At 29.2% G+C, this 391-nt stretch carries 1 protein-coding gene; it reads right to left on the bottom strand.

The window, feature by feature from the left end:
- The coding region (locus tag RCF13_RS18345) for a hypothetical protein (RefSeq protein WP_308141437.1) at window positions 1-335 on the bottom strand (335 nt) is incomplete at its 3' end.
- Window positions 336-391: the final 56 nt, after the last annotated feature.

The raw sequence follows: 391 nt of genomic DNA on the forward strand, positions 1-391 counted from the left end.
GCATCGACTAATTGTAGATATACTGTCTCTTTTCTTTGATGCACTTTATCTATTACATCAATTACTTTATCAGCTAACTCCTTATTAAAGTCTTGAAGCATGAATCTTTGAGCTGCCCCTTCAAATACCCCCAAACATAAATCTTTTGAAGCATTGCGAAATTGACCTTTTTTTAAGATTTTTTTAACTTCACCACTTAATCCTTCTTGTTTTATTCTCTGTAATGTATCTTTCAAATCCATTTTTGCTTGCATATTATTAGGTAAGCACATACTAAATTCTATATTTGGCAATTCTTTATTTACTACAAATTTTTCAATGAATGTCTGTCTCAAAATGACATCTCTCCTCTAAAAAATCTATTTCTTAAATACTACTTTTCCATCTTTTA

Source organism: Stenotrophomonas maltophilia group sp. RNC7, assembly GCF_030910085.1.
GTDB classification, from domain to species: Bacteria; Pseudomonadota; Gammaproteobacteria; order Xanthomonadales; family Xanthomonadaceae; genus Stenotrophomonas; species Stenotrophomonas sepilia.